Source organism: Falsiroseomonas sp. RANM36 (assembly GCF_056682175.1).
The window spans coordinates 14,990-21,362 of the sequence record NZ_JBWXTD010000008.1 but is presented as its reverse complement, the minus strand read 5'-3'; the positions used below and the strand labels follow the sequence as shown (position 1 = coordinate 21,362).

Sequence of the window (6,373 nt, the reverse complement as noted above, 5' to 3'; positions counted from 1 at the left end):
GGGGGGGGGTTTATGTACGGTTCCGGGGGGGGGGGCCCCCCGCGGCGCGGGCGACCGCCCCGATACGGGGGCGGGCGCCGGCCTCAGCAGGCTCAGCCGACGATCTCGGTGCCGGCGAAGAAATAGGCGATCTCGATCGCCGCGTTCTCCGCGCTGTCGGAGCCGTGCACCGAATTCGCCTCGATGCTCTCGGCGAAGAGCTTGCGGATGGTGCCGGGGGCGGCATTGGCGGGGTTGGTCGCGCCCATCAGCTCGCGGTTCCTGGCCACGGCATTCTCGCCTTCCAGCACCTGAACCACGACCGGGCCGGAGCACATGAAGTCCACGAGGTCGTTGTAGAACGGCCGCGCGGCGTGGACCTTGTAGAATTCCTTGGCATGCGCGCGCGACATCCACACCCGCTTCTGCGCGACGATGCGCAGGCCGTTCTCCTCGAACACGGCATTGATCTTGCCGGTGAGGTTCCGCCGCGTGGCGTCGGGCTTGATGATGGAGAAGGTGCGCTCGATGGCCATGGCGGCTTGTCCTGGGGGCTGTTGTTGCACGTGCGAAGGCGCGCGCGGGATAGGCGCAACCGGGGGGCGGCGCAAGCCCCGACGGGTGCCGATGGACAGTCGCGCCGGGCGCTGGCTAGCGTGGAACGGCATCGGTCCGGGGACCTCCATGCGCCGCGTCTTCCTGGCGTGCATGCTGCTGCTGGCCGGCTGCGCCAGCCCGTACGAGACGTTGCGCCCCGCCGAGGCCGAGCGGCCGGCGATCCGCGCCGCCATCGCGCGGCCGGAGGGGCCCGGCCCCTTCCCCGCCGTGGTGTTGCTGCACGGCTCGATGGGCGTGCTGCCGAACTCCGAGCAGTGGCGTGCGCTGCTGGTGGGTGCGGGCTACCTCGTCGCGATCCCCGACCAGTACGGGCCGCGCGGCATCGCCCAGACCGCCATGACGGCCAACCCGAACAGCGCCTTGCCGGCCCGCATCGAGGACAGCGTGGCGCTGATCCGCCTGCTGCAGGCGAGGCCCGATGTGCGCGCCGACCGGGTCTTCGCCATCGGCTTCTCCCAGGGCGGCACCACCGCCGGCATCCTGGCCGGCGAGGAGGCCTGGGCACGGGTGGAGGGGCGCACCGCCCCACCGCGGTTGCGCGGGGCCGTCGCCCTCTACGCCTCCTGCACGAACTGGCCGGTCCGGCTGGAGGCGCCGGTGCTGATCGTCGCCGGCGGCGCCGACGACTGGACCCCGGCGCGCTTCTGCCGCGGGATGGCCGAGCAGTTCCCGCCCGGCCGCCAGCCCCGCTATGTGGAGTTGCCGGGCGCGCATCACGGCTTCGACGACATGTCCGTCATGCCGCCGCGCTACATGCCGGCCTATCGCAACGGCTTCGCGCCGGGCGGCTACGGCGCGACGGTGGGCTACGATGCCGGTGCGACAGCCGCGGCGCGGCGGGAGGTGATGGACTTCCTCCGCGCGCTGCGCTGACGGCGGAGCCGGTCCACGCTACAAGCCCGGCATGACCGTCCTGGCCATCCGCAACCTCACGCTCCGCGTCGGCGGCCGCGCGCTGCTGGAGGGCGCGGACATGACGCTCGACACGGGCCGCCGCCTCGGCCTGGTCGGCCGGAACGGCGCCGGCAAGTCCACCCTGCTCAAGGCGATCATCGGCGAGATCCAGCCGGATGGCGGGGAGATCCGCGTCGCCGCCCGCGCCCGCCTCGGCCATGTCGCGCAGGAGGCACCGGGCGGGGAGGGCTCGCTGCTCGATGCCGTGCTCGCCGCCGACACCGAGCGCGCGGCGCTGCTGGCGGAACTCGACACGGAGCCGGATGGCCACCGCGCGGCCGAGATCCACGAACGGCTCATCGCCATCCGCGCCGAGGCCGCGCCGGCGCGCGCCGCGACCATCCTCGCCGGGCTCGGCTTCGACGCGGCGGCGCAGGCCCGCCCGTTGGCGTCCTTCTCCGGCGGCTGGCGGATGCGCGTGGCGCTGGCCCGCGCGCTGTTCCTGGAGCCCGACCTGCTGCTGCTGGACGAGCCGACCAACCATCTCGACCTCGAGGCGACGATGTGGCTGGAGGGCTGGCTCACGCGCTTCCCCGGCGCGGCCATCGTCGTCAGCCACGACCGCGGGCTGCTCGACCGTTGCGTGGACATCATCGCGCATCTGGATCGGACGAAGATCACCACCTACCAGGGCAATTTCGAGAACTTCGTCCGGCAGAAGACCGAGCGCGCGGCGCAGCAGGCCGCGGAGGCGAGCAAGATCGCGGCGCAGCGCGCCCACATGCAGGCCTTCGTGGACCGCTTCCGCTACAAGGCGTCCAAGGCGCGGCAGGCGCAGTCGCGGCTGAAGGCGCTGCAGAAACTGCCGCCGCTGGAGGCGGTCATCGAGGACACGCCGACGCGCTTCGCCTTTCCCGAACCGGAGGAGCTCTCGCCGCCCATCGTCGCGATCGAGCGCGCCGAGGCGGGCTATGGCGGGCCGCCGGTGCTGCGCGGCCTCGACCTCCGCCTCGATGCGGATGACCGCGTCGCGCTGCTCGGCGCGAACGGCAACGGCAAGTCCACGCTGGCGAAGCTGCTGGCCGGACGGCTCGCGCCGAGCCGCGGCGAGATCCGGCGCGCGCCGAAGCTGCGCGTCGGCTTCTTCGCGCAGCACCAGGCCGAGGAGCTGAACCCGGAGGGCACGCCGCTCAGCCACATGCAGGCCGCCCTGCCGCGCGCGACGGAAACGCAATGCCGCGCGCAGCTCGCCCGCTTCGGCCTGCAGGGCGAGAAGGCGGAGACGCGCGTCAGGAGCTGCTCGGGCGGCGAGAAGGCACGGCTGCTGCTCGCGCTCTGCACCCGGGACGCGCCGCACCTGCTGATCCTGGACGAGCCGACCAACCATCTCGACATCGATGCGCGGGAGGCGCTGGTGAAGGCGCTGGCCGATTTCGCTGGCGCCGTGCTGCTGATCACCCACGACCCGCATCTGGTGGAGCTGGTCGCGGACCGGCTCTGGCTGGTGGCCGACGGCACGGCGAAACCCTTCGACGGCGACCTCGACGACTACCGGGCGCTGCTGGCGGAACGCGCGCGGGCGGCGAACCGCGACGAGGCCGCGCCGGCCGGCGGCGCGAAGGCGGCGGAACGGCGCGACCGGGCGGAAGCGCGCGAGAAGCTCGCGCCGCTGCGCCAGCGGCTGAAGGAGATCGAGAAGGTGCTGGAACGGCTCGGCCTCGAAGCAAGCCTGATCGAGAAGCGCCTCGCCGATCCCGAAACCTACGCGAAGCGGAAAGCCGAGGACATCGCCTGGGCGACGACGCGCCGCGCCGCCATCGCGAAGGAGACCGGCGCACTGGAGGAGGAATGGCTGGTGCTCTCCGAACGGCTGGAAGCGGCGGCCTGATCACGACCCGGTGAGACGGCGCCTCACGGCTTTTAGCGGAGAAGGTGCCGGCGTAACGCTGCAGTGCCGATCGTCGCTCAGCCCTGCAAACGGGAGGATGTTTGGCCCCGAACCGCATCAGCATGGCGCTGGTCGCGCTGGTCGCCCTTTTCCTTGCCGCGATGGTATGGATGCGCGCGGCCTCGCTGCTGGACGAACGCGAAGCGGCGCTGGCGCGAGCCGAGATCGGGATGCGGAGCCTGGCGCTGGTGGCGGAGCAATACGCCTGGCGCACGCTCGACGGCGCCGAGCTGGTCTCGGAGCAGGCCGCCACGCGGATCGCCGATCTCGGCGGCGCCGCGGCGCTGCGCGGCAGCCGGGCCGCGCATGACTGGCTGGTGGATCTCTCGATGCGTTCCGCCGGCGACTACCTGCTGGTCGTGGACCGGCAGGGCATCCCGGTGGCCAGCTCCTACGCGTATCCGGCGCCGCAGGTTGACCTGTCGGACCGCCGCTGGTTCCGCGCGCATCGCGACGGCGCCACGACGCATATCGGGGAGGCGCTGCACAGCCGCATCACCAACGAGCTCCTGTTCACCTTCAGCCGGTCGCTGCGCGACGCGTCCGGCGCCTTCGACGGCGCCGTGCAGGTTTCCGCCCGCACCAGCTTCTTCGAGGGCATCGCGCTGTCTCGGGAATTCGGCAGCGGCACCGCGATGGGCCTGTTCGACACGGGCGGGCGGGTGCTGGCCCGCACCGGGCTGCGGCCGGACCAGATCGGCGAGACGCTCGGCGGGACGGAGCTTGGCGCACGGCTCGCGGCGCCCGAGACCGCCGGGAGCCTGCGGGGCACCCTGCCCTTCGGCAGCGAGGAGCGCATCATCGCCTTCCGCAAGCTCGCCACCTGGCCGGTGATGGTGACGGCCAGCGTCCCGGTGGACCAGGCGCTGGCGCCGTGGCGCGAGGCCGTACGCTGGTCCGCCTGGGTGCTCGGCGGCCTGAGCCTCGGCCTGCTGCTGCTCTCGGCCGTCGTCATCCGCATGGCGAGCGGCGTGGCGCGCGCCCCCGCGCCGCGCGCCCCCCCCCCCCCGGCGGCGGGGGCGGGGGGGGCGGGGGGGGGGGGCGCCGCGGCGGCGAGCGGCGTGGCGAGCAGGGCGCTGCCGAACAGGCGGCGGGAGAGCGAGGTCATCGGCGGGGTCCTTCCGGGTGCTTCCGCGGATCGCGGTGCCGGGAAGATCGCGCGCGGCCCGGACGGCCGGAACGCGCGGCGTCCGAAAGACTTTCTTCCGCGCGCGGCAATGATCAGCCGGGCACGGCATCGAGGTGGACCGCGAGGTCGGTCACGAGCCGCGCGCGCAGCCGCGGCGCGGCGAAGTCGAGGAAGGCGCGCAGCTTCGGCGCGACCAGCCGCGCCTGCGGGGTGACGAGCTGCACCGGCACGGCGGCCGGCGTGAAGGGCACCAGCACCGGGACCAGCCGCCCCGCGCGGATCGCCTCGGCCGCCATGTAGCAGAGCGAGATGGTGATTCCCTCGCCGGCCTCGGCGGCGGCGATCGCGGCCGCCGCGTCGTTCAGCTCGAAGCGCGGCGCGAGCCGAACCGCGGCGCCGCGGCCGTCCTGCACGTGGCGCCATTCGCGGTTCGGCATCAGGCCGGTGAAGCCGATCACCTCGTGCAGGCGGAGATCGGCGGGGGTGGCCGGCACGCCGCGCCGCGCGAGGTAGCCGGGACTGGCGACGAGCAGCCGCCGCACCCGTCCGACGGCGCGCGCGACCAGGCTCGAATCCGGCAGCTCGCCGATCCGCACGGCGACGTCCACGCCCTCCTCCACCAGGTTCACCTGGCGGTCGAGCATCAGCAGGGACGCGGTGACCCGCGGATGGGCGCGGAGATACTCCGCCACCACCGGTGCCACCGCATGCCGCCCGAAGGAGACCGAGGCGGTGACCGTCAGCTGCCCCGACGGCAACGCCATCTCGCCGGCGGCTTCCTTCTCGACCTCGTCGATCTGCTGCAGCAGGGCGCGCGCGCGGTCGAGGAAGCGCAGCCCCGCCTCGGTCGGCGCGACCGAGCGCGTGGTGCGGGTGAAGAGGCGGACGCCGAGCCGTTCCTCGAGCGCGGCGACCGCGCGGGTGACGGCGGGCGGCGAGAGATGCAGCCGCACGGCCGCCTTCGCGAAGCCGCCGGTCTCGGCGACGGCGACGACGATCTCCATGCCCTGCAGCCGGTCCATCGCCACCCCGCGCGAGACGAGCCGGCAGCCTGCGCCATTGCGTTGATCGGAACAATCTCTTGCCGGCGGCGCGCATTCCGCGGCCGGGGCACCGGGTCCAGCTTCCGACGCGACGCCGGGCATCGGGTCCGGCGCAACCGGAGGATCATCCCATGTCCCGCATTCCCACCCCCGCCGGCATCGAGGCCGCGCCGGAAGCCGCCCGCCCGCTGCTCGGCGCCGTGCAGAAGCAGCTCGGCAGCGTGCCGAACCTGTTCCGCGTGGTCGCGAACTCGCCCGCCGCGCTGGAAGGCTATCTCGGCCTCAATGGCGCGCTGGCGAAGGGCAGCCTCGATGCCCGCACGCGCGAGCGCATCGCGCTGGCCGTCGCGGAGCGCAACGATTGCGGCTACTGCCTGGCCGCGCACAGCTATCTCGGCCGCCACCTGGCGAAGCTGGACGAGGCGGAGATCGAGGCGAACCGTGCCGGCGGCAGCACCGACCCGCGCGCCGACGCGGCCGTGCGCTTCTCGGTGCGGGTGGTGGAGGCGCGCGGCCATGTGTCGGACGGCGACCTCGCCGCGGTGCGCGCGGCCGGATTCACCGATGCGCAGGTGATCGAGATCGTGCTGCATGTCGCGCTGAACACGCTGACCAACTACGTCAACGAGGTCGCCGGCACGGAGGTGGACTTCCCCGCCGTGCAGCGCCGTGCGGCGTGACGGCGAGGCGGGGGGGGCGGGCGCCGGCCCCCCCCCCCCCCGGGGCCCCCGCCGGCGCCCCCCCCCCCCCCCCCGCAGGGAC

5 protein-coding genes and 1 pseudogene are annotated in these 6,373 nt (G+C 73.8%); 4 read left to right on the top strand and 2 right to left on the bottom strand.

Annotated features, from left to right (window positions below; all coding sequences use genetic code 11):
- Window positions 1-92: 92 nt before the first annotated feature.
- Complete coding sequence (gene ndk, locus AC1MIR_RS25740; RefSeq protein ID WP_480031028.1) at window positions 93-515, bottom strand: nucleoside-diphosphate kinase; 423 nt, start codon at window positions 513-515, stop codon at window positions 93-95.
- 148 nt (window positions 516-663) lie between these two features.
- On the opposite strand from ndk, the gene AC1MIR_RS25735 reads away from it, so the two are divergent.
- The 3 genes and pseudogenes from AC1MIR_RS25735 to AC1MIR_RS25725 all read left to right on the top strand — a co-directional run.
- Window positions 664-1,470: a dienelactone hydrolase family protein gene (locus tag AC1MIR_RS25735; RefSeq protein WP_480031027.1), complete on the top strand. Its 807-nt coding sequence runs from the start codon at window positions 664-666 to the stop codon at window positions 1,468-1,470.
- A gap of 31 nt (window positions 1,471-1,501) precedes the next feature.
- The gene (locus AC1MIR_RS25730; protein WP_480031026.1) at window positions 1,502-3,379 is read left to right on the top strand and encodes an ABC-F family ATP-binding cassette domain-containing protein; all 1,878 of its coding nucleotides are present in this window, start codon (window positions 1,502-1,504) and stop codon (window positions 3,377-3,379) included.
- 122 nt (window positions 3,380-3,501) lie between these two features.
- Window positions 3,502-4,272, top strand: a pseudogene (locus AC1MIR_RS25725) (hypothetical protein); the annotation flags it as partial.
- A gap of 388 nt (window positions 4,273-4,660) precedes the next feature.
- Here AC1MIR_RS25725 and AC1MIR_RS25720 read toward each other — a convergent pair.
- Window positions 4,661-5,590, bottom strand: a complete 930-nt coding sequence (locus AC1MIR_RS25720) for a LysR substrate-binding domain-containing protein (protein ID WP_480031025.1) — start codon at window positions 5,588-5,590, stop codon at window positions 4,661-4,663.
- Window positions 5,591-5,742: 152 nt separating this feature from the next.
- Between AC1MIR_RS25720 and AC1MIR_RS25715 the strand changes: the two genes are divergently transcribed.
- On the top strand, window positions 5,743-6,291 hold the full coding sequence (locus tag AC1MIR_RS25715) for a carboxymuconolactone decarboxylase family protein (RefSeq protein WP_480031024.1): 549 nt from the start codon (window positions 5,743-5,745) through the stop codon (window positions 6,289-6,291).
- Window positions 6,292-6,373: the final 82 nt, after the last annotated feature.